A 21,595-nucleotide genomic window follows, 5' to 3' on the forward strand; every position below is an offset into this window, starting at 1 on the left:
CACAGCTATGACAACCTGCTTGCCGACGATCAACGTCGAGGCCGGTACCATCTGACACGGTGCCGGCCTGATGGATGAACCCGCTCGCTCAATAGTCGAACCGGTCCACCGCCTGCCGCCGCTCATTGTCATCGCGCCGGTCATAGCTGGCAGTGGTCTGGATGTTGGCGTGATGCGCCAGCTTCTGCGCAATCGACAGGTCGTGCTCTTCGATCACCCGGGTGATGAACGCACGGCGAAAATCATGCGGCATGATCTTCACCCCCACCTGTGCCCCCCGCTGACGGGCGATGTAGTAGATCGCATGCTTGGTGATGCGCGCGCGGGTAATGTGGTTGCCACGGCGGATGCGATTGAACAGGAAGGGGTCGTCTGACGCGCCCTCTGGCAGCGACTGCCGACGCAGTTCAAGCCAGGCCTGCAATTTTGCGAAGGCCCAGGGCGGTGCATACTTGATCAGTTGCCGGTTACCTTTGCCCAGCACCTGCAGGCTGCGCGCCTCGAAGTCAACTTGCTCCAGGTCGATGTCCACCGACTCCGATTTGCGCATGCCGGTGCCATAAAGCAGCGCTATGATCGCCGCATCACGGATGCCCTGCGGGCGCGGATCAGCCGCGCACACATCCATCAGTTCGCGAATCAGGCTACGGCGCAGGTTGCGCCCCGGCGGCAGGCGGCTACCGGTTGCCGGCTTGACTTCACGGATACGCAGCAACTGCTCATGATCGATCAGGCCCTGGCGCCAGGCTTCATTCATCACGCCACGAATTGCGTTGACATAAAGCGACGAACTGTTGGGCGCGTAGCCATCGGTACGCAGTGCTGCAACCAGGCCGATCACATGTCCCGGCTCAAGCTTGTGCCATGGCACATCGACGAGGTTGCAATCAATGAAACCCAGCCGGTCGGCAGCGTCCTGCAAGATGTAGCGCATGGTTTGCTGGCTGGAAGGCGCCAGCCTGGCGAGGTACTGCAGCAGTGGATTTTGCGAAAGGTCGGACAAAACGTGAATCCTGTAGCGAAGCCCGGAGCGCCATAAGGCACTCCAGGCGTAAAGCGGCCTGCGTCATTTCCTTGAACTTCAGAGACTTGGTCGCGGGCATGAGCCGAAATGGTATCCCATAGACTATCGTGGTAGCCATGGCTCCCTGTCGATGAGGCACCATGGCACTGCACCGCCTGACCCGCACCCACCCCCGCCTGAGCTTCGCCGCGCTGGTCGGTATCCTTGGCGCGTGGCTGATCCCTGCCAGCGACATCGTGCAACGCATCCTCGCTGGCTGGAACCTGGGGGTCTGGCTTTACTTGCTGCTGGTGCTTTGGCTGACCTGGCGAGCAACGCCCGAGAAGGTCCGTGAGGTCGCTCAGGTCGAGGACGAAAACGCCGGCCTGGTGCTCTTCACCGTGTGCATTGCCGCCATTGCCAGCCTTGCGGCAGTCACCCTGCAACTGGTTTCAAGCCGCGGTCTGCAGGGCAGTGACCAAGCCCTGCATTACCTGTACACCGGCTTGACCGTGGCGGGCTCCTGGCTACTGATCGGGTGCATCTTCACGCTGCACTATGCCCGGCTGTTCTACAACAGCGCCCCTGAGGCACCCGCGTTGCGCTTCGCCGACGGTGAACGCAACCCGGACTACTGGGACTTCCACTACTTCTCGTTCACCATCAGCGTCGCGGTGCAAACATCCGACATCGGCGTAACCAGCCGGGGTATGCGCAGGGTGGTACTGGCACATTCACTGGTAGGCTTCGTGTTCAACACGGCAATTCTCGGTTTCACCATCAATATTGCTGCCGGCCTGCTCGGCTAGTACCCGCCGGGCGCAGGCACCAATCCGGCAACACACCTTTTCCAGCTGCTCGGCCGCCAGCACCAGCCCCATGCGCACATGCCCCGCCCCGCTGGGCCCGAAGGCATCACCCGGCAGCAGTGAAACGCCCTCCTCTGTCAACAGCCGCTGGGCGAAGGCCTGGGCGCTCAGCCCGGTTTCGCGGATATCAAGCATCACGAACATGCCTCCCGCCGGCCGATGGGCGCGCACCCCCGGACAATTGTCCAAGGCCCTGCACACCAGGTCGCGCCGCTCCCGGTAGGCCTCGCGCATCTGTTGTACCGCAGGCAAATCATGCTCCAGCGCCACACAAGCCCCCTGCATGACAAACTCTGGCAAGCCAAACAACATGGTCATGGCCAGGTTGGCCAAGTGCGCGGTAAGCGCCGGGGGGCCAACCACCCACCCCACGCGCCAGCCGCTCATCGCATGCGACTTGGACACGCTGTCAATGATCACGCAACGCTCGCGCATGCCGGGCAATTGCGCGGGGGCAACCGCTTCGCCGTCGTACAGCAGGCCACTGTAGACCTGATCGCACACCAGCCACAGATCATGGTCGCAACAAAGCTGCGCGAGCTGCACCATGTCCTCAGGGGAGATGGCGCAGCCGGTCGGATTGTGCGGTGTGTTCAGCAGCAGCCCGCGGGTACGCGAGGTTATTGCTTGCGCCACGGCCTGCGGGTCGAGCCGAAAGCCCTGCTCCGGGCTTACCGCCACCTGTACCGGTTGTGCCCCGCAAGCGCCGAATACACCGTGGTAAGTGACATACATGGGCTCGGCGACGATCACTTCGTCCCCAGCTCCGAACAGGCATTGGCAGACGGCATATAGCGCACACTGTGCGCCAGCGAGCACCATTACCTGCTCGACACTGACCTCGGGGCCGGTGCGGCGTGCAATCGCCTGGCGCAGTGCCAGGCTGCCACGTACATCGCTGTAATGAGTGTCGCCGCGGCGCAAGCTGCTGACCGCAGCTTCAACGATGGCCGTAGGCGTGTCGAAGTCAGGATCGCCCACCGACAACAGGAAAATCTCGCGGCCTTCGCGACGCAGGGCCTGTGCCTGATAGTGGATGTCCCAGGCGGCAGCGGTTTCACCGGCGATGCGTTGAGTGAGCCTGGAATAGCGCATGACTGTCTCCCTGTCTGCCCAGCTCGCACCGCTCGTCCGAAAACGATGTGCGCCGAATGCAGTTAAAAATAGCAGAACCCTGCGGCACTTCTGGCACCACTTGCCAAGGAAAACGTTTGCTTGGCCATTTGCCCCCAAACGGCGAACGCCCGATGTTTGTGACGGAGGTCAAGCGTGAGTGGATTTGTCGTATTTTCGGCAGAACAGCGGCCCGTCGGGTGCTATCTTTAGGTTCCCGGCAGCCGCGCTCGCGGTCCCACCGATCACCGCGTCCAGGTAAGGACAAGGAGGCTGGCATGAACAAGATGACGTTCCCCAACGCCTGCCAGGTGATGCGCTGGCACTTCCACCCGCTGGGCTTCGAGGCCACCATGGATGCGCCACGCAGCATGATCGCCCGCCTGTTCGACCGTGCCACGGGCGAAACCTTGCTGGCGATTGCCGGCATCCCCTGCACTGCGATCATGGCGGCCGCTGATGTCGAACGCATCATTGAGGCGGTAGAAGCTGAAATGGATGCCTTTGTACCGGTTCTCGCCCTGCGTGACGCCGGCTAGGCGACCACCTCCGGGTTTTGCTGCAATACCTGCAATGTCCCCATGAACTGCTCGGCCGGCACCGGTTGACCCAGCAGGTAACCCTGCAGCGAATCACAGCCCAGACGCGTCAGGAAGTCCTGCTGCCCGCCGGTCTCCACACCCTCGGCAACAATACGCAAGCCCAGCGCCTGGCCCAATGCAACGATGGCCGAGACAATGGCTGCGTCGTCGCTGTCCTGCTCCAGGTCGCGGACGAAACCGCGGTCAATCTTCAGCTCGTTGGCGGGCAAGCGCTTGAGGTACATCAGGCTCGAGTAGCCGGTACCGAAGTCATCGATGGACAGGTCCACCCCCATGTCGGACAGCCGCTGCAGCACCGCCAGGCTGGCATCGGCATCATGCATCGCAGTGGTTTCGGTGATCTCCAGGGTCAGGCAGTTGGCTGGCAGGTGATTGTCGCGCAGGGCGCGGGCAACGCTGTCAACCAGACCGGCATGGCAGAACTGGATCGCGGACAGGTTGACCGCCATGCGCCAGTTTTCATACCCCTGGTCAAGCCATTGGCGCATCTGCCGGCAGGCTTCGTCCAGCACCCACTCGCCAATCGGGATGATCAGGCCGGTTTTTTCTGCCAGGCCAATGAAGCGGTCCGGCAGTAGCAGCCCGTGCTGCGGATGCTGCCAGCGCAACAAAGCCTCGGCGCCGATCGGCTGGCAAGCCTGCGCGGCGAACTTGGGCTGGTAATGCAAGCGGAACTGACGTTGCTCCAGGGCCATGCGCAGGTCCTGCAGCAGTTGCAACTGCTGGCGGGCATTGCTGTTCATGGAAGCATCGAAGAAGCTGTAGCCATTCTTGCCGGCGCTCTTGGCGTGATACATGGCAGCATCCGCGTTGCGCAGCAACTCTAGCTGGTCTTGGCCATTACCCGGATACAGGACAATGCCAAGGCTCGCCGTCAATTGCAGGTCATGCTCGGCCACGCGGAACGCCCGCGACACCAGGTTGACCTGTTTGACTGCAACATCCATGGCATCTGCGGGCTCCTGCAGTTCCACCAGCAACACAAACTCATCGCCGCCAATGCGCGCCAGTGTGTCCTGGCTGTGCAAGTGGCCGCGCAAGCGTGCTGCCACCGCCTTGAGCAGCAGGTCGCCCACATGGTGACCAAACGCATCATTGACTGGCTTGAAGCCGTCCAGGTCGATGAACATCAGCGCAAAACAACCGCCCTGCTCCGCCACCTTGCCGATCGCCTGCTCGATACGGTCGGAAAGCAGCGTGCGATTGGGCAGGCCGGTCAGCGTGTCATGTAGCGCCAGTTGCGTCAGTTCCTGGTTGGCGAGGGTCAGCGAACGCGCAAGCTCCGCAGTGCGTGCCTCCAGGCGCGCATCGAGCACCGAGGTCAGCAACGCCACTGCGAGCACCGCCAAGGTAGTGATCAGAACCAGATAGACCAGCCCGTCACCTTGCAACCCGTCTGGCAGGGCACCACAGAAACTGCCCTGAGGGAAGTTGGCTGCGGCCATCCCGGTGTAGTGCATGCCAACGATGGCAACGCCCATCAGCACAGCCGCCAGCCCACGGACCTGGCGCACGTAAGGGGTATGCTGGCGCAACCGGAAGGCAATCCACAACGCTGCCGCCGATGCGCCCACTGCGATCGCCAGCGAGGCGCCAAACAGCGTCGGGTCGTAGTCGATACCCGGTAGCATGCGCAACGCTGCCATACCGGTGTAATGCATGCAACTGATGCCGGCCCCCATGAACAGTGCGCCAAACGCCAGTTGCAGCCACGGCAGGCTCGGTTGGCTCACCAGCCATAGGGCAAACCCCGAAGACAGCACGGCGATCAGCAATGAGAAGGCGGTCAGGCCAATGTCATAGCCCAGTTCGACTGGCAGGCTGAAGGCAAGCATGCCGATGAAGTGCATCGACCAGACGCCGATACCCATCGCCAACGCTCCACCGCCCATCCAAAGGTGCACCGCCCTGCCTTGGGCGGTAGCGATGCGGCCGGTCAAATCGAGGGCGGTATAGGAGGCAAGGATGGCCACGCACAGTGAGATCAGCACCAGCGAAGAAGAGTAACTACCGGTCAGCATTGAGAGTTCCAGCGACGGGACAGGGGGGGCCCGAAAAAGCTGACGATTGTACTCAAGCTTTGGCGAAACGCACGGGGTTTCTGAATACGAAAATGGATCCAAAACCTGGCTGGATAGGCCACGAGTTGCGCCATAGAGCGTCTGGATGAACCAGTGATATCAAAATGCCACTTGTCGACTTTCCATCCGCCCACAAGGGCAGATAGAAAACCCGTTGATGCATGCCCGGGCGGCCACCTCTCCAAGCAAGGCCGCTCCCACAGGGGTTGCCGAACAGATCAGGGTTTTAGCACAGGCCTGCCTTCACTCTTGCCCGGCAAACGCCTGCTCGGCATCCCAACCGCCGCCCAGCGCAGCAATCAGTTGCACGCTGGCCACCAGCCGGCCCTGCAACAGGTTCAACACACTGCGCTCATTGCTCAGCGCCGTGGTCTGTACATTGACCACGTCCAGATAACCGATCAGCCCGGCCCTGTACTGGTTGTCGGTCAGGCGCAACGACTCACGCGCGGCATCCAGAGCTTCCTGGCGTACGACCGCCTCGTCGCCGTAAACCTTGAGCTGCACCAGATAGTTCTCGACTTCCTTGAAGCCGTCGAGCACGGTCTGGCGGTACTGCGCCACGGTCTGGTCGTATACGGCGACAGTGCGGTCAACCTCGGCGCTACGCTTTCCAGCATCAAAGAGGGTCAGCGCCAATTGCGGCCCTACCGACCAGTAACGGTTGGGCAACTGAATCCAGTCATTGAAGGTACTACTGGAATAGCCACCGCTCATGCTCAGGCTCAAGTCCGGGAAATAGGCGGCCCGTGCAACGCCGATATTGGCGTTGGCGGCCATCACGTTGCGTTCGGCCGAAGCGATGTCCGGGCGGCGCTCCAGCAGTTGCGACGGCAGGCTTACCGGAATCTGCGGCAAGGCCGGAATGCTTTTGCTGTCGGCGAGGGCAAACTCCGCTGGTGCCTTACCCAGTAGCACAGCGATGGCGTTTTCGAACTGTGCACGCTGCCAGACCAGATCTATCAGATCGGCTTGCGTAGTCTTGAGCTGGGTGCGGGCCTGGGCCACTGCGTCGGGGCCGGAGACGCCTGCACGGTACTGGTTCTCGGTCATGCGCAGCGAACGTTCATACGTCGCGACGGTGGCCTCCAGAAGGCGCTTCTGCTCATCGATAACGCGCAACTGCAGGTAATTCTGCACCAGCTCAGACTGCTGGCTGAGGCGGATTGCGGCAAGGTCGGCGAAACTTGCTTCGGCACTGGCCTCATTGGCGTTCATGGTCTCGCGCAACTTGCCCCACAGGTCGATTTCCCAGCTCACGCCGAGCTGCGCGTTGTAAGTGTTGCGAATGCCGCTGCTGTTGTTGGAAAGGCTTGAGCTCGAACTGCCGGTGCCCTGGGCCGAGCGGTTCTTGCTGGTAGTCAGGTCCAGGCTTGGGAACAACGACGCACGGCTGCTACGCACCAGCGCTTGGGCCTGGCGGTACTGGGCTTCGGCCTGAGCCACACTCTGGTTGCTGCGGTTGAGCTCCTCGACCAGAGCGTTGAGCCCTGAGTCGCCATAGATTTCCCACCAGGCGCCACGGGCGATGGCATCGGACGGGTTGGCCTGGGTCCAGCCCTCGGCCTGTTTGAACTGCGCCGGCGTGCTCAGCTCCGGGCGATGATAGTCCGGGCTCAGGGTACAGGCGCTTAACAGCGCCGCGCACAAACCGGCACCGACCAGGCGTGAACCACGCCCGCGGGTCAGCAGTTGCAGGGCACGGTGGAGTGGAGACTGGGCAAAGTTCATAGCGGGGTATCCAGAGCGGCATCGGTGCGCACGCCGCGCCAATGGTTGAATCGGTGGCGCAGGCGGTCGAGGTACAGGTACACCACCGGCGTCGTATACAGGGTCAGGACCTGGCTGAAGACCAGGCCGCCAATGATGGTCAGGCCCAGCGGCTGGCGCATTTCCGCACCCTCGGCGCGACTGAGCAGCAGTGGCAAGGCGCCAAGCATGGCCGCCAGCGTGGTCATCAGGATCGGCCGCAGGCGCAGCAGACAGGCACGGCGGATCGACTCTTCCGGCGTCAGCCCCTGATGGCGCTCCAGTTGCAGCGCCAGGTCGATCATCAGGATGGCGTTCTTCTTCACCACGCCAATCAGCAGGAACAGGCCCAGCAGCGAAATCAGGCTGAACTCGCCCCCAGTGACGTAAAGCGCAAGCAAGGCACCCACGCCAGCCGAAGGTAAGGTCGAGAGGATGGTCAGCGGGTGAATGTAGCTTTCATACAGTATGCCCAGCACCAGATACACCAGCACCAACGCGCCAAGAATCATGAACGGCTGGCCCTGCTGGGTCTTGGCAAAGGCGTCTGCCGTGCCGCCCAGCTTGGCAATCACTTCCTCGGGCAGGCCAAGCTTGGCCACCGCCCGTTCCACCGCGGCCATGGCCTGGTCGGGGCTGTAGCCTTCGGCAACGTCGAAGGCGATGTCTTCGGCAGCGAATTGGCCCTCATGGCTGACCCGATCGTTTGCCAGGCTGTTCTCGTAATGGGCGATGGTCGACAAGGGTACGCGCGCCCCGTCACTGGTGATCACCTGCACCTGCTCCAGGCTACTCGGGTCCCAGGCGTATTTCGGGTTGATCTCCAACACCACCTGGTACTGGTTGAGGCTGTCGTAGATGGTCGAGATCTGCCGCTGACTGTAAGCGTTGTTCAGAACGGTGGTGACCATGTCCATGTCGATACCCAGGCGCTTGGCCTGGTCGCGATCGACCACCAATGTCACCTGCTGGGTACCGGAGCCGTCGCGAGCATCGATGGCGGTCAGTTCGGGCAGCGCGCGCATGGCTGCGACCACCTTGGGGAACCACTGGCGCAACGCTGCCAGATCGCCGCTCTGCAGGGTGTACAGGTACTGCGACGAGGTCTGGTCACGGCCACCGCCGCCCAGCTGCAGGTCCTGATCAGCCATCAGGAACAGCCGTCCGCCAGGTACCTTGGGCATTTCCTTGCGCAAGCGCTCGATGACCTTCTGCGCATCGATCTTGCGCTCGCTGATCGGTTTCAGGCGCACCAGCACCATGGCGTTGTTGGTACCACTGTTGCCACCAATGAAACCGGCAACACTCTGCACCGCCGGGTCGGCCAGCAAGGCACGGCGGTAGATTTCCATCTTCGGCTGCATCACGGTGAACGACAGCCCGTCGTCACCGCGGATGAAGCCCATCAGCTGGCCGGTGTCCTGCTGCGGGATCAGCGTTTTCGGTACGACCACATACAGCACGATGTTCAGCCCGATGGTCGCCAACAGGCTGATCAAGGTCAGGCGCTTGTGGCGAAGGGCCCAACTCAGGCTGCGATCGTAACCTTCGACCATGCGCTTGTGCACATTGTCGCTCCAGCGCTGCAGGCGCGTCTGTTCGGCGCGGTGGGGCTTGAGCCAGCGGGCACATAGCATCGGGGTCAGGGTCAGCGAAACCACCAGCGAGACGATGATCGCCGCCGCCAGGGTAATCGAGAACTCCTGGAACAGGTTGCGAACGATGCCGCCCATGAACAGGATCGAAACGAACACCGCAACCAGCGAGACGTTCATCGACAGCAAGGTGAAGCCGACTTCCTTGGCGCCGAGGAACGCCGCACGCATCGGCGGCTGGCCGTCCTCTATATGCCGCGAAATGTTTTCCAGCACCACGATCGCATCGTCCACCACCAGGCCTGTGGCCAGGATCAACGCCATCAGCGACAGGTTGTTCAGCGAAAAACCGCACAGGTACATCACCGCGAAGGTACCCACCAGCGATACCGGTACCGCCAGGCTGGGGATCAACGAGGCGCGCAGGCTGCCGAGGAACAGGTAAACCACGAGGATCACCAGCACCACGGCGATCAGCAGCGTGTGCTCGGCTTCCTTGAGGGTGGCCTTGATGACCGGCGAACGGTCCATGGCCACGTTCAGCTGCACGCTGGCCGGCAGCAGCGACTGCAGGGCCGGCAACTGCGCGTGGATCTGGTCGACGGTCTCGATGATGTTGGCGCCGATCTGACGGTTGACCACCAGCAGCACGGCACTCTGATCGTTGAAAAAGCCGCTGTTGTAGCGGTTCTCGACGCTGTCTGTGATGGTCGCCACGTCGGACAGGCGCAGTATCGTGCCGTTCTGCTGACGGATCACGATCGGTTCGTAATCCTTGGCTTTTTCCAGCTGGTCGTTGGCCCGTACTTGCCAGTTGCGCTCGCTGTCTTCGACGAAACCCATCGGCCGGCGCTGGTTGGCGTTGGCCACCGCAGTGCGCACTTCGTCCAGGGACAGGCTGTACTGGTTGAGCAGTTGCGGCTCGACGGAAATGCGCACAGCCGGCAGCGAACTGCCGCCGATCTGTACTTCCCCTACCCCACTTACCTGAGCCAGGCTCTGCGACAGTATGGTGTCAGCCAGATCGTACAACTGGCCCTTCTGCAACACGTCCGAGGTCAGCGACAGCACCATGATCGGCGCCTGTGACGGGTTGAGTTTCTTGTAGGTCGGCATGCTGCGCATGCCGCTGGGCAGCAGGTTGCGGGTGGCGTTGATTGCCGCCTGCACCTCGCGCGCGGCGCCGTCGATGTCCCGGCCTTGCTCGAAGCCGATGATCACCCGGGTCGAGCCCTGGTTGGAGCTACTGGTCAGGGTGGTGACACCGGCGATACTGCCAAGCTTGCGTTCCAGCGGCGTGGCTACCGTGGAGGCCATCACCTCAGGGCTGGCGCCAGCCAGGTTGGCTTGAACCACGATCACCGGGAAGTCCATCTGCGGCAACGGCGAAACCGGCAGCAGGCCGAAGCTGACGCCACCAAGCAGCATGATTGCCAGGCTCAGCAGCATGGTCGCCACAGGCCTGCGAATGAAAGGGCCGGAGAGGTTCATGCCTCGGCCTGCGTCGCTTCAGTGGCCGGGCGCCAGCGCCGAGCCAGGCGGTCGAAGTACAGATAGATGACCGGCGTTGTGAACAGGGTCAGCACCTGGCTTACCAGCAAGCCGCCGACCATGACCAGCCCCAGTGGCTGGCGCAACTCTGCACCGGAACCTGTGGCCAGCATCAGCGGTACCGCGCCGAACAGCGCAGCCAGGGTGGTCATCAGGATCGGCCGGAAACGCAGCAGCGCCGCCTGGTAGATCGCGTCGTGCGGGCTCATGCCTTGATTGCGCTCGGCCTCAAGGGCGAAGTCGATCATCATGATCGCGTTCTTCTTGACGATGCCGATGAGCAGGATGATGCCGATGATGGCGATCATGCCCAGGTCGTTGCCGCTGAGGATCAACGCCAGCAAGGCACCTACCGCCGCCGACGGCAAGGTCGAGAGGATGGTGATCGGGTGAATGTAGCTCTCGTAAAGCACGCCGAGCACGATGTACATGGTCACCACGGCCGCCAGAATCAGCAGCAAGGTGCTCGACAGGGACGCCTGGAAGGCCTCGGCAGCCCCCTGGAAGCGCGTCTGCACACCGATGGGCATGCCGATCTCCTGCTGAACCTGCTCGATCACCTTGACCGCTTCGCCCAGAGACGCACCATGCGCCAGGTTGAAAGACATCATTACCGCGGGGAACTGGCCGATGTGTGAAATCGCCAGCTGCGCCTGACGCTGCTCGATGCGCGCCAGTGCCGACAGGCGCACCTGACCACCGTCACTGGCCTTGACGTGGATCGACTCCAGCGCCTGCGGGCCGATGCTTGCTGCATCGCGCGACTGCAGCACCACCCGGTACTGGCTGGCCTGGGTGTAGATGGTCGAAATCTGCCGCTGGCCGAAGGCGTCATACAGGGCGTTGGTGATTTGCGACACATCGATGCCCAGGCGGCTGGCCATGTCACGGTCGATCACCAGGTACACCTGCAGCCCCTTGTCCTGCAGGTCGCTGGCCACATCCTGCAGTTCCGGCCGCTGTTGCAGGGCGTTGACCAGCTTGCCGCTCCACTGCGCGAGCAAGTCGGCGTCGGGAGAGGACAGGCTGAACTGGTACTGGGTGCGGCTGACCCGATCCTCGATGCTCAGGTCTTGCACCGGCTGCATGAACAGGCGGATGCCGACCAGCTTGTCGAGCTGAGGCTGCAAACGGCTGATCACCTCGCCGGCCGTCACGTCGCGCTCGCCGTGGGGTTTGAGGTTGATCAGCAGGCGACCACTGTTGAGCGTGGCATTGTCACCGTCCACCCCGATGTAGGACGACAGGCTCTGCACAGCCGGATCCTGCAGGATTATCGTACTCAGCGACTGCTGGCGCTCGCTCATGGCGGCGAACGAGGTGGACTGCGGGGCTTCGGAGATACCCTGGATCACCCCGGTGTCCTGCACCGGGAAGAAGCCCTTGGGTACCACCATGTACAGGAAAACGGTCAGTGCCAGGCTGGCGACCGCCACCAGCAAGGTCAGCGGCTGGTGCCGGAGCACCCATTGCAGGCCACGGCCGTAGTGCTCGATCAGCCAGTCGATCCAGGCACCACTGGCGCGGTAGAAGCGGCCTTGCTCTTCCTGCTTGGGTTCACGCTTGAGCAGGCGAGCGCACATCATGGGTGTCAGGGTCAGCGAAACCACCAGGGAAATCAGGATAGCCACCGCCAGCGTGATGGCGAATTCGCGGAACAGCCGGCCCACCACATCGGCCATGAACAGCAGCGGGATGAGCACGGCAATCAGCGAAAAGGTCAGGGAGATCAGGGTGAAACCGATCTGGCGCGCGCCCTTGAGCGCAGCCTGCATGGGCGTCTCGCCCTCCTCGATGTGCCGCGAAATGTTCTCCAGCATGACGATGGCGTCATCGACCACAAAACCGGTGGCGATGGTCAGGGCCATCAAAGTCAGGTTGTTGATCGAGAAGCCGGCCAGGTACATCACGCCGAAGGTGCCGATCAGCGACAGCGGCACGGCAATCGACGGGATGATGGTGGCACTGACGCGGCGCAGGAAGACGAAGGTCACCATCACCACCAGAACGATGGCGATCAGCAGTTCGTGCTGTACATCCTTGACCGCGGCGCGGATGGTCTGGGTGCGGTCGGTCAACACCGACACCTCGAGGCCGGCGGGCAGGTTGTCGGTGATCGACGGCAGCAGGTCCTTGATGCGGTCGACCACCTCGATGACATTGGCACCGGGCTGGCGCTGGATGTTCAGCAGTACCGCCTGGTTCTGGTTGGCCCAGGCAGCGAGGCGTTCGTTCTCGGCTCCGTCGACGATTTCGGCGACGTCCTTCAGGCGCAGCGGCGCACCGTTGTTGTACGCCAGGATCAGGTTGGCGTACTCCTCGGGGGAACGCAGCTGGTCATTGGCATCGAGCATCGACACCCGGGTCGGGCCATCGAAGTTGCCTTTGGGCTGGTTGACGTTGGAGGCACCGACCAGGGTACGCACGTCAGCAAGGTTCAGACCATTGGCGGCCAACGCATCGACGTTGACCTTGATGCGCACAGCCTGGCGCTGGCCACCGGCGATGCTGACCATTCCCACGCCGCCGATCTGCGCGAGCTTCTGTGCCACGCGGGTGTCGACCAGGTCGTTCAGTTTGGGCAGAGGCATGGTCTTGCTGGAAATGGCCAGGGTCAACACCGGGGTATCGGCAGGGTTGACCTTGTTGTACACCGGTGGTGCAGGCAGGTCGCTGGGCAACAGGTTGCTGGCGGCGTTGATCGCAGCCTGTACCTGTTGCTCGGCAACGTCCATGTTCATGTCCAGACTGAAGCGCAGGGTCAGCACCGATGCACCGCCAGAACTGGTCGATGCCATCTGGGTCAGGCCCGGCATCTGGCCGAACTGGCGCTCGAGCGGCGCGGTCACGGCGCTGGTCATCACCTGCGGGCTGGCCCCCGGATACAGGGTCATGACCCGGATGGTCGGGTAATCGACCTGCGGCAAGGCCGAAACCGGCAGCAGCTTGTAGGCGATCAGGCCGGCCAGCACGATGGCCAGCATGCTCAGCGTGGTGGCGACCGGGCGAAGGATGAACAGGCGCGACAGGTTCATGCGCCCGCCTTGCCTGCCGTTTCACCGGTCTGGGCCGAGCCTTTGCCGTCCTGCCCTTGCAGGTGCTGGCCGGGGGTGGTCGGTACTTGCGAGCTGTCTTCGACCACTTCGACCTTGGAACCTTCGCGCAGGCGGTCGGTGCCTTCGAGCACCAGGCGATCACCGGCCTTGAGTCCTTCAAGGATCACACTGTTCTCACCGTCACTTGGGCCCACCTTGAGCTTGCGCACATTGACCGTGTTGTCGGCAGTGACGACATAGGCGAAGGTGCCGTCGTTGCCGAACTGGATGGCCGCCGCCGGGGCCATTACGACCTGCTTGAGGGTGTCGGCCAACAGGCGCACGTTGACGAACTGGTTGGGGAACAGCGCCATGTCCTTGTTCTCGAAGCGGCCTTTGAACTTCAGGGTACCGGTGGTGATGTCTATCTGGTTGTCGATGCTGGCCAGCACGCCAGTGGACTGCAGCTTGCTGTCGCCGCGGTCCCAGGCCTCGACCGGCAGGCTGGCACCGCTGCGGTAACGTTCCAGCACGGTGGTCAGTTCGGTTTCCGGCAAGGTGAAGGCGACGCTGATCGGTTCGGTCTGGGTGATGACCACCAGCGCGGTAGTGTCATTGGCCGCCACCAGGTTGCCCAGGTCGAGCTGACGCAGGCCCACCCGGCCACTGATCGGCGCACGGATCTGGGTGAAGTCGAGGTTCAGGCGGGCATCGTTGACCTGAGCCTGATTGGTTTTAACCAGCCCCTGGAACTGCGCCACCTGGGCTTCGGAGGTATCGAGCGTCTGCTTGGCGATGCTGTCTTCGGCGTACAGGCCTTTATAGCGCGCCAGGTCGACTTGGGCGTTCTTGAGCTGCGCCCGGTTTTGCGCCAGCGTGCCTTCGGCCTGCTGCAGCGCGATGCGGTAGGAGCGCGGGTCGATCTCGGCCAGCAAGTCGCCAGCCTTGACCTGCTGGCCCTCCTTGAAGTGGATTTTCACCAGCTCACCGGCAACACGGCTACGCACGTTGACGGTATTGGTCGCGGTGACTGTGCCAAGCGCCTTGTAGTAGAGCGGAAAGTCGCCCACCCGTGCAGGTTCAACGCGCACTGGCACCGCTTCGGTGGAGCCACCGAAGCCGGGACGGCCCATGCCGATGCCCATGCCCTTGCCCGGGCGACCCCCGCCCGCTTCTTTTGGGGCAGGCGTTGCAGCGGGCCACAACCACCAGGCCAGCAGGGCCACCAGCAGCAGGATCAGCAGGCCAACGAGCCAGCGACGAGGGGATCGGGAGACGGAAACTCGCATGGGTTGAACGAACCTTGTTCGGAATGACGACTTGGGAAGGTGAACGATAAGCACTGGCACTCTTTTAGCAAAGGCCCTTTACCAGAGGTTTACCTTTGCCTGACGTTGCCAAGAGGCTGAACTTTAAATGAAAACGGCCCGGAAAGCGTTCCGGGCCGTTACAGGGTGTTGCTTGGAGAGGCAGCGTACTGAAGAGTTCCGATGCCGAAACCGGGGATAAAGGCCTTCGTTACGCTTGATGGCAGTCAGCTAAGCGACTTAGGGCCGCTTTACGGCCCTGACAAAGCCAGCTGACTGGCATCAGCCCAACACCATCCTTACTTCAACACCGCCAATGCCGCGTCATAGTTCGGCTCGTCAGCGATTTCGCCTACCAGCTCGCTGTGCAGCACCTTGTCGTTTTCGTCCAGCACTACCACGGCGCGGGCAGCCAGGCCGGCCAGCGGGCCGTCGGCAATAGCAACACCGTAGTTTTCGAGGAACTCGCGACCACGCAGGGTCGACAGGTTCTTCACGTTCTCCAGGCCTTCGGCGCCGCAGAAGCGCGCCTGGGCGAACGGCAGGTCGGCGGAGATGCACAGCACCACGGTGTTGGCCACATCGTTGGCCTGGGCGTTGAACTTGCGCACCGAGGTAGCGCAGGTCGGGGTATCGACACTTGGGAAGATGTTCAGCACCTTGCGCTTGCCGGCGAAGTCCTTCAGCGACTTGTCGGCCAAACCTTCACCTACCAAGGAAAAGGCCGGAGCCTGGGCACCGGCTTTTGGCAGCTCGCCGTTGACCTGAACCGGGTTGCCTTTGAGAGTCACTTGAGCCATGGACGAAATCCTTATGCGGGGTTTGAAAAGGACACTGAGTTAAGCATGAAGGCGACCGGGTGCCTATGGGGCACGGTGAAATTGTTCTATTACCTGACAGTTTTTGTGGACAAAAAAATGTCCGGGTTGCAACAAGCAGCCCGGACATTTCTCAATGCAATCGATGGATCAGCCCAGCAGGCCGTACACCACAGAAGTCAGCGCAACCAGGCCAACCACCACTACGAAGACGTTGGACAGCGCGCCACTGTACTTGCGCATTGATGGCACGCGGCGAATGGCGTACATCGGCATCAGGAACAGCAGCACGGCGATGATCGGGCCGCCCAGCGATTCGATCATGCCCAGGATGCTCGGGTTCAAAGTGGCGACGATCCAGCACACCACCAGCATCAGCGCGGCAACCACACGGTCCAGCGCCTTGGCGCCAGGGCGTGCGCCGGTCTTGGCGATGATACCCTTCAGGCCTTCGCTGGCACCGATGTAGTGGCCCAAGAACGACTTGGCGATGGCGATGAAGGCGATCAGCGGCGCGGCGAAAGCGATCGTCGGGTTGCTGAAGTGATTGGCCAGGTACGACAGGATCGACAGGTTCTGTGCCTTGGCTTCAGCCAATTGAACGCTGTCGAGGGTCAGTACGCAGCTGAAGACGAAGAACAGCACCATGGCCACCATCAGCAGGTGCGCGCGGGCCAGGATCTGGCCACTGCGCTCGTCGGCGTGTTCGCCATACCGGCGCTTCTGGTCCACTGCGAAGGCCGAGATGATCGGCGAGTGGTTGAACGAGAACACCATCACCGGGATCGCCAGCCACACGGTGTGCAGGAAAGCCGAACCCGATGGCAACTGGGAAGCGCTGTCGAGGATACCACCGGTCCAGTGCGGGACCAGGTAAAGGCCCAGCAGCGCCAGGGCGACGATGAACGGGTACACCAGCAGGCTCATGACCCTCACCGTGGCCTGCTCACCGCAGCGCACGATGGCCAGAAGCCCGAGGATCAGCACGAACGACAAAAGCGCCCGCGGCGGCGGGGTCATGTGCAACTGGTGCTCCATGAAGCTGGTGACCGTATTGGTCAGCGCCACGCTGTAAATGAGCAGGATCGGAAAGATGGCGAAGAAGTACAGCACGGTGATCAGTGCACCGGCCTTGATGCCGAAATGTTCTTGCACCACGTCGGTGATGTCGCCGCCACTGCGCCCGGACAGGACGAACCGGGTCAGGCCGCGGTGGGCGAAATAGGTCATCGGGAAGGCTAGTGCGGCGAGAATCAGCAGCGGCCAGAAACCACCGAGGCCAGCGTTGATCGGCAGGAACAAGGTACCTGCGCCGATGGCAGTGCCAAACAGGCCCAGCATCCAGGTCGTGTCATGACGGGACCAGCTGCCAAGGGCAGCTTGGGTCGATTCGAAGCGTTGTTCAACGCTTGGGGCCTGCTCGTTCATTCCGGGTGCAACTCCACTCGCAAGACTGCAACAGGGCTGGGAGTGGCGAAACAGAGGCTTCGAGCACCCCAACCAGAAAAGAGGGGCGCGATTGTGCACTGAAACTGGGCGGTTGCGAAGCCCCGCCCGAGGGACGGTTGCACTTGTCTTTACAAGCAGGTTGCACTATGGGGCCGCCTTGCGGCCCTTTCCGACCGGTCCGGCGCCCCGGCAAGGCCGCTCAGACTTTCGCGAAACCTTGCAGGAGCGGCATCGTGCGGTGTTACTTCTGAACGGCAGCGAACGCTTCGGCAACCCGTTGCAGGTTGGCCGGGCGCAGGCCGGACATGCACACCCGGCCGCTGTCGATCAGGTACACACCGAACTCGTCGCGCAGGCGACGGACCTGCTCGACGCTGAAACCTGTGTAGCTGAACATGCCACGCTGGCGCAGGAAGAACTGGAAGTCCTGGCCTGGCAGCAACACGGCCAAAGCATCGACCAGAGCCTGGCGCATATCGAGGATGCGCTTGCGCATCACTTCGACTTCAGCGGCCCACTGCGCATTCAGCGCAGCATCGCCGAGCACGCCGGCTACCAGCTGTGCGCCGAAGTTGGGCGGGCTGGAGTAGTTGCGGCGCACAGTCGCCTTAAGCTGGCCAAGCACGCTTTGAGTGGTGTCTTCATCGTCACAGACCACCGACAGGCCCCCTACCCGCTCGCCATACAGCGAGAAGATCTTCGAGAACGAGTTGCTGACCAGGCACGGTACGCCGGCACGGGCCATTTCGCGGATGGCGTACGCGTCTTCCACCAGACCCTCGCCGAAGCCCTGGTAGGCGATGTCGAGGAACGGGATCAACTGGCGCGCCTTGACCACTTCCACTACGTGCTGCCACTGCTCCTGGGTAAGATCGGCACCGGTGGGGTTATGGCAGCAAGGATGCAGCAGCACGACGCTGTTGGCCGGCAGGGCCTGCAAAGTCGCCAGCATGCCATCGAAGTCTACGCCACGGCTGGCCTGGTCGAAGTACGGATAGCTGTGCACCTTGAACCCTGCACCTTCGAAGATGGCGCGGTGGTTGTCCCAGGTCGGGTTGCTGACCCAGACTTCGGAGGCAGGGAAGTAACGCTTGAGGAAATCGGCGCCGACCTTGAGCGCGCCGGAGCCGCCGACAGTCTGCACGGTCGCGACGCGCTTGCCGGTGACGGCTGGGTGATCAGCACCGAACAGCAGCGCCTGGATCGCCTGGCGGTAGCTGGCCAGGCCTTCCATCGGCAGGTACAGCGAAGCCTCGTGGGCCACGCCGGCGATGCGTTTTTCAACGGCATCCACCGCTTCGAGCTGCGGCACCACGCCGGCCTCATCGTAATAAAGGCCGATACTCAGGTTGACCTTGTCGGCGCGCGGGTCGGCCTTGAAGGTTTCCATCAACGAGAGAATCGGGTCGCCGGCATAGGCATCGACATGTTTGAACACAGCGTGCAGCTCCTTGAATCAGGACAGTTCGGAAAGGCTCAGGTGAGGATACCCGGAGTCGGCGGGCAGGAACATCACCTATTGTGCAAGGTTGTCTATGCAAGATTGCACAGCGGGCATTTGCAGCATGTCAGCCGGCCAGCGCCTTGAGCTCCTGCAGCTCAAGCTCAGTCACCGCCACCCCTTCACGTTGCGCAATTTCCCGCTCCCGGTAGCGTCGCTCGCCCGGCATACGCGACAACCCCACCGCCTGCATCTGCTCGACCAGCTCCCGGCTGCGCTGCGCAAACCGGTCGCCTTCGGCCTTGCTCGGGTCGATGACGATGATCAACTGCCCGGTCCACGGCGTTTTCGCCCCAGGGTGGCTCGCCCAGTCGAATTCCCAGGAGAAATGCCCGCCGGTCAGCGCCGCCGCCAGTAACTCGACCATCATCGACAGTGCCGAGCCCTTGTGTCCGCCGAAGGGCAGCAGCGCACCGCCCTCCAGAATGGCCCTGGGCTCGGTGGTCGGCTGGCCATCGGCGTCCACGCCCATGCCCTCCGGCAGCTGCTGTCCAGCCCGCGCAGCAATCTGCACGTCACCATGGGCCATGGCGCTGGTGGCCATGTCAAAAACGATAGGGTCATGCCCCGCACACGGCGCGGCAAAGGCAATCGGGTTGGTGCCGAACAACGGCTTGCGTGCACCGTGTGGCACGACACAGGTCATGCTGTTGACCACGCTCAGAGCCACCAGGCCCTCATCGGCAAACGGCTCGACGTCTGGCCACAGCGCTGCGAAATGGTGGGAGTTGTGAATCGCCAGTACCGCGATGCCGGCACTGCGGGCCTTTTCGACCAGCATTGCACGCGCCGCGGCCAAGGCCGGCTGGGCAAAGCCCCCGCCAGCGTCTACCCGAACAAAGCCAGCCGCCACGTCAGCCACCAGCGGTATGGCACAGCCGTTCACCCAACCGCTGGTCAGGGTCGAGACATAGCCAGGCATACGAAACACCCCGTGGCTATGGGCGCCATCGCGCTGAGCGCTGGCGCAATTGTGGGCGAGCACGCTGGCCACCGCCGCACTGCAGCCGTGACGCTGGAAGATTGCTTGCAACAACCCCTGCAGTTCGGCAAAAGGCATGCGCACGACAGGGTGGGTGGAAGGTGCAGACATCTGAAGCTCCTTTCTTGGAATTGGAATGGCAACAGCGTGGGCCGCGACAAAAACTTTCCCGCATGTGACAGCTATCTGTCAAATATTGACTCTATGACAGAAAACATTCATTTTCTATTCACGCCTCGCCTGGAGCAACAGCATGAGCCAACCGATCAAACAACGCCTGGAACACAGCCTGCAAGGCGCGACTGCTTCAGGCCACAAGATCGCCAGCTACATGCTCGCCAATCTCCAGGAATTGCCATTCCAGACCTCGGCCAGCATTGCCGCCAAGCTCGGCGTCAGCGAATCCAGTGTCGGGCGTTTCTGCCGCTCCCTCGGTTATGCCCATCTCAAGGCGCTCAAGCAAGACCTTCAGAGCGACCTGGGTGATGGCCCATGGCTGGTGGGAGACCGCCTGCAGGAATACCGCCAGCAGCACGACGACAATACCCGCGCAGGCAGCCTTGAACTGGAAATCGCCGCGCTGGTACGGGTGCACGAATACAGCCGCAGCGAGGCCTGGCACATAACCGCCCAGCGCCTGGCAGACAGGCCGCGGGTATTCGTTGCCGGTTTTCAGACCGAGCGTGGTGTGGCCCAGTGCATGGCCCACCTGCTGCACTACCTGCGCGACGGCGTCCAGGTGGTCGATGGCAGTGCCGGGCACTTCGGCGAGGTGCTGCTCGGGCGCCCGGAAAACAGCGCGTTGGTGGTGTTCGAGGCACGCCGCTATTCCCGCCATGCCTTGCTGCTGTGCCAGAAGGCACGCCAGGCCGGTATCCCGGTCACGCTGGTGACCGACACCTTCTGCGATTGGGCCGATGCCAATGCCGACGAGGTGTTCCGCATCCCCACCGAATTCAATCTGTTCTGGGAGTCCACCTCGGCAATGCTGTCGTGGGTGCACCTGATGGTCAACGAGGTCTGCAAGAAGCTCGGGCCTGATGTTGAAAAACGTTTGGAAGCGACTGCCGCTCTACATAACGAATTCGTCGGCTACACGACGGGAAAACAACAATAGCAAGAGTGCAAGAGGTGCGAGATGAACAAGACCATGGCTATGGTGGGTGCATGTGCCCTGCTGCTGGCGGCTAACGCCAGCGCCGAAACCCTGCGCTTCGCCACCGAAGGGGCCTACCCGCCCTTCAACTATGTGGATGCCGACAACCAGTTGCACGGTTTCGACATCGACATCACCCACGCCCTGTGCGAGCAGATGAAAGTCGAGTGCACCCTGGTGGCTCAGGACTGGGAAGGCATCATCCCGGCCTTGATGGCACGCAAGTACGATGCGGTGGTGGCTTCGATGATCGATACCGAGGAGCGCCGCAAGAAAATCGCCTTCACCGACCATTACTACCGCACCCCGCTGACCGTCGCCGTGGCCAAGGACAGCAAGATCAGTGATGCGCAGAACACCTTCGAAGGCTACACGGTGGGTGCCCAGTCTTCCTCGACCCAGGCGATCTATGCCGAAGACGTGTATGCCAAGGCGGGCGCTGACGTGAAGCTCTACCCGACCATGGACGAGGCCAATGCCGACCTCGCGGCCGGCCGCCTGGACGGAGTGATCGCCGACAAGTTCCCGTTGCACGAGTGGATGAACAAGAACGGCCAGGACTGCTGCAAGGTGCTGGGTGACGTGGCCGGCACCAAGGCCAATGCCGCCATCGCCGTGCGCAAGGACGATGACGCACTGCGCCAGCGGCTGAATACCGCGCTGGCGCAAATCGTCGCCAACGGTACCTACCAGAAAATCGCCAGCAAGTACTTCGACTTCGATATCTACAACTGATTCCGCCTGCAACGACGCGCTCCCCCGTAGGAGCGGCCTTGTGTGGCGA

Annotated in this window: 15 protein-coding genes; 4 read left to right on the forward strand and 11 right to left on the reverse strand. The window is 62.3% G+C overall.

Annotation, left to right across the window (positions count from 1 at the left end):
- Positions 1–88: 88 nt before the first annotated feature.
- Positions 89–1,003 (reverse strand): site-specific integrase, encoded by a 915-nt coding sequence (locus JET17_RS14175; protein WP_012314644.1) that lies wholly within the window; start codon positions 1,001–1,003, stop codon positions 89–91.
- Between the two features lie 161 nt (positions 1,004–1,164).
- Here JET17_RS14175 and JET17_RS14180 point away from each other — a divergent pair, with 161 nt between their 5' ends.
- Positions 1,165–1,812, forward strand: a complete 648-nt coding sequence (locus JET17_RS14180; RefSeq protein ID WP_012314645.1) for a DUF1345 domain-containing protein — start codon at positions 1,165–1,167, stop codon at positions 1,810–1,812.
- Here JET17_RS14180 and JET17_RS14185 read toward each other — a convergent pair.
- A complete protein-coding gene (locus tag JET17_RS14185) occupies positions 1,738–2,967 on the reverse strand; it encodes a pyridoxal phosphate-dependent aminotransferase (RefSeq protein ID WP_012314646.1) in 1,230 nt (409 codons plus the stop codon). The two genes, JET17_RS14180 and JET17_RS14185, sit on opposite strands and share 75 nt — an antisense overlap.
- A 296-nt stretch (positions 2,968–3,263) precedes the next feature.
- Between JET17_RS14185 and JET17_RS14190 the strand changes: the two genes are divergently transcribed.
- Entirely contained in the window at positions 3,264–3,524 is a 261-nt protein-coding gene (locus JET17_RS14190; protein WP_012314647.1) for a DUF1652 domain-containing protein, read from the forward strand.
- Here JET17_RS14190 and JET17_RS14195 read toward each other — a convergent pair.
- The 9 genes from JET17_RS14195 to JET17_RS14235 form a co-directional block, all read right to left on the reverse strand.
- Positions 3,521–5,608 (reverse strand): putative bifunctional diguanylate cyclase/phosphodiesterase, encoded by a 2,088-nt coding sequence (locus tag JET17_RS14195; RefSeq protein WP_012314648.1) that lies wholly within the window; start codon positions 5,606–5,608, stop codon positions 3,521–3,523. The two genes, JET17_RS14190 and JET17_RS14195, sit on opposite strands and share 4 nt — an antisense overlap.
- A 303-nt stretch (positions 5,609–5,911) precedes the next feature.
- Positions 5,912–7,399: an efflux transporter outer membrane subunit gene (locus JET17_RS14200; RefSeq protein WP_012314649.1), complete on the reverse strand. Its 1,488-nt coding sequence runs from the start codon at positions 7,397–7,399 to the stop codon at positions 5,912–5,914.
- Complete coding sequence (locus JET17_RS14205; RefSeq protein WP_012314650.1) at positions 7,396–10,503, reverse strand: efflux RND transporter permease subunit; 3,108 nt, start codon at positions 10,501–10,503, stop codon at positions 7,396–7,398. Before JET17_RS14205 ends, JET17_RS14200 begins: the two co-directional genes overlap by 4 nt.
- Positions 10,500–13,598 (reverse strand): MdtB/MuxB family multidrug efflux RND transporter permease subunit, encoded by a 3,099-nt coding sequence (locus JET17_RS14210; protein WP_012314651.1) that lies wholly within the window; start codon positions 13,596–13,598, stop codon positions 10,500–10,502. The genes JET17_RS14205 and JET17_RS14210 overlap by 4 nt, the downstream gene beginning before the upstream one ends.
- Positions 13,595–14,887, reverse strand: a complete 1,293-nt coding sequence (locus JET17_RS14215; RefSeq protein WP_012314652.1) for an MdtA/MuxA family multidrug efflux RND transporter periplasmic adaptor subunit — start codon at positions 14,885–14,887, stop codon at positions 13,595–13,597. The genes JET17_RS14210 and JET17_RS14215 overlap by 4 nt, the downstream gene beginning before the upstream one ends.
- Positions 14,888–15,204: 317 nt before the next feature.
- The gene (tpx, locus tag JET17_RS14220) at positions 15,205–15,705 is read right to left on the reverse strand and encodes a thiol peroxidase (RefSeq protein ID WP_012314653.1); all 501 of its coding nucleotides are present in this window, start codon (positions 15,703–15,705) and stop codon (positions 15,205–15,207) included.
- 168 nt (positions 15,706–15,873) lie between these two features.
- The gene (locus JET17_RS14225; protein WP_012314654.1) at positions 15,874–17,151 is read right to left on the reverse strand and encodes a serine/threonine transporter; all 1,278 of its coding nucleotides are present in this window, start codon (positions 17,149–17,151) and stop codon (positions 15,874–15,876) included.
- Positions 17,152–17,413: 262 nt separating this feature from the next.
- Entirely contained in the window at positions 17,414–18,610 is a 1,197-nt protein-coding gene (locus tag JET17_RS14230; protein WP_012314655.1) for an aromatic amino acid transaminase, read from the reverse strand.
- A gap of 130 nt (positions 18,611–18,740) precedes the next feature.
- Positions 18,741–19,766 carry an Ldh family oxidoreductase gene (locus JET17_RS14235; protein ID WP_012314656.1) on the reverse strand — a complete coding sequence of 342 codons (1,026 nt, stop codon included), beginning with the start codon at positions 19,764–19,766 and terminating at the stop codon, positions 18,741–18,743.
- Between the two features lie 142 nt (positions 19,767–19,908).
- Here JET17_RS14235 and JET17_RS14240 point away from each other — a divergent pair, with 142 nt between their 5' ends.
- Both JET17_RS14240 and JET17_RS14245 read left to right on the forward strand, forming a co-directional pair.
- Positions 19,909–20,772 carry a MurR/RpiR family transcriptional regulator gene (locus JET17_RS14240; RefSeq protein WP_012314657.1) on the forward strand — a complete coding sequence of 288 codons (864 nt, stop codon included), beginning with the start codon at positions 19,909–19,911 and terminating at the stop codon, positions 20,770–20,772.
- Between the two features lie 21 nt (positions 20,773–20,793).
- Positions 20,794–21,546, forward strand: a complete 753-nt coding sequence (locus JET17_RS14245) for a transporter substrate-binding domain-containing protein (protein WP_012314658.1) — start codon at positions 20,794–20,796, stop codon at positions 21,544–21,546.
- Positions 21,547–21,595 lie beyond the last annotated feature (49 nt).

It is taken from the genome of Pseudomonas putida (assembly GCF_016406145.1).
Classification (GTDB): Bacteria; Pseudomonadota; Gammaproteobacteria; order Pseudomonadales; family Pseudomonadaceae; genus Aquipseudomonas; species Aquipseudomonas putida_E.

Bases quoted from the DNA above. Each gene is read 5' to 3' on its own strand.
- JET17_RS14235 (WP_012314656.1), bottom strand. From the start codon at position 19,766: ATGTCTGCACCTTCCACCCACCCTGTCGTGCGCATGCCTTTTGCCGAA.
- JET17_RS14225 (WP_012314654.1), bottom strand. From the start codon at position 17,151: ATGAACGAGCAGGCCCCAAGCGTTGAACAACGCTTCGAATCGACCCAA.
- JET17_RS14195 (WP_012314648.1), bottom strand. From the start codon at position 5,608: ATGCTGACCGGTAGTTACTCTTCTTCGCTGGTGCTGATCTCACTGTGC.
- JET17_RS14245 (WP_012314658.1), top strand. From the start codon at position 20,794: ATGAACAAGACCATGGCTATGGTGGGTGCATGTGCCCTGCTGCTGGCG.
- JET17_RS14200 (WP_012314649.1), bottom strand. From the start codon at position 7,399: ATGAACTTTGCCCAGTCTCCACTCCACCGTGCCCTGCAACTGCTGACC.
- JET17_RS14210 (WP_012314651.1), bottom strand. From the start codon at position 13,598: ATGAACCTGTCGCGCCTGTTCATCCTTCGCCCGGTCGCCACCACGCTG.
- JET17_RS14240 (WP_012314657.1), top strand. From the start codon at position 19,909: ATGAGCCAACCGATCAAACAACGCCTGGAACACAGCCTGCAAGGCGCG.
- tpx (WP_012314653.1), bottom strand. From the start codon at position 15,705: ATGGCTCAAGTGACTCTCAAAGGCAACCCGGTTCAGGTCAACGGCGAG.
- JET17_RS14180 (WP_012314645.1), top strand. From the start codon at position 1,165: ATGGCACTGCACCGCCTGACCCGCACCCACCCCCGCCTGAGCTTCGCC.
- JET17_RS14215 (WP_012314652.1), bottom strand. From the start codon at position 14,887: ATGCGAGTTTCCGTCTCCCGATCCCCTCGTCGCTGGCTCGTTGGCCTG.
- JET17_RS14190 (WP_012314647.1), top strand. From the start codon at position 3,264: ATGAACAAGATGACGTTCCCCAACGCCTGCCAGGTGATGCGCTGGCAC.
- JET17_RS14205 (WP_012314650.1), bottom strand. From the start codon at position 10,503: ATGAACCTCTCCGGCCCTTTCATTCGCAGGCCTGTGGCGACCATGCTG.
- JET17_RS14185 (WP_012314646.1), bottom strand. From the start codon at position 2,967: ATGCGCTATTCCAGGCTCACTCAACGCATCGCCGGTGAAACCGCTGCC.